Genomic DNA, 639 nt, shown 5'->3' on the forward strand with positions numbered 1-639 from the left:
GCGCGCGACGGCGGCGCTGGAGGGCGCGCTGCTCGACGCGCCCGCGATCGACGCGGCGTCGGGCGACGCGGCGCGCTTCCGCCCGCGCGTCGCCGTGCGGCCGTGGGAGGGCGCGCCGGGCGCCGTGGACGAGATCTCGGCGACCGTGACGCTCCCCGACGGGACGCCCTTCACGCTGCGGCGCCTCGTGCGCCGCGCGGCGGGCGCTCGGCGATGACCGCGACCGCCGCGCGCCGCGGCTTCACGCTGATCGAGACGCTGGTCGCGCTGACGGTGACGGGGCTGGTCGCCGCGCTGGCGTACGGCGCGCTGCGCGCCGGGACGGACGTCGAGGCGCGGCTGACCGCGCGCCGGACGGCCGACGACGCGGCCGCGGCGTCGCGCGCGCTGCTCGGCGACGAGGCGCGCGACGCCTCCGCCGGCGCCGGCGAGGGCGACACGGTGTTCGCCGTCGCGCGCGGCCGCGGCGAGGGGAGCGACACGCTGCGGCTGCGCACGCGCGGCGTCGTCCCGCCGCTCGGCGCCGGCGACGAGTGGGCGGTGGAGCTGGCGCCCGGCGCCGACGGGGTGACGCTGGTGGCGACGCCGGTCGGGCCCGCGGCCGGGGGGCCGGCGGTGCGCGTGCGCCTCCCCGAAGTC

At 82.5% G+C, this 639-nt stretch carries 2 protein-coding genes; both read left to right on the forward strand.

The genetic code is table 11. From position 1 onward, the window contains the following. Nucleotides 1–217 (forward strand): hypothetical protein (locus PYV61_RS26305; protein WP_275836851.1); only part of this gene is annotated, 217 nt, incomplete at its 5' end. Further along, nucleotides 214–639: prepilin-type N-terminal cleavage/methylation domain-containing protein (locus PYV61_RS26310; protein WP_275836852.1), on the forward strand; the 426-nt coding region annotated here is incomplete at its 3' end. The genes PYV61_RS26305 and PYV61_RS26310, both read left to right, overlap by 4 nt.

Source organism: Roseisolibacter sp. H3M3-2, from assembly GCF_029211165.1.
GTDB lineage: Bacteria > Gemmatimonadota > Gemmatimonadetes > Gemmatimonadales > Gemmatimonadaceae > Roseisolibacter.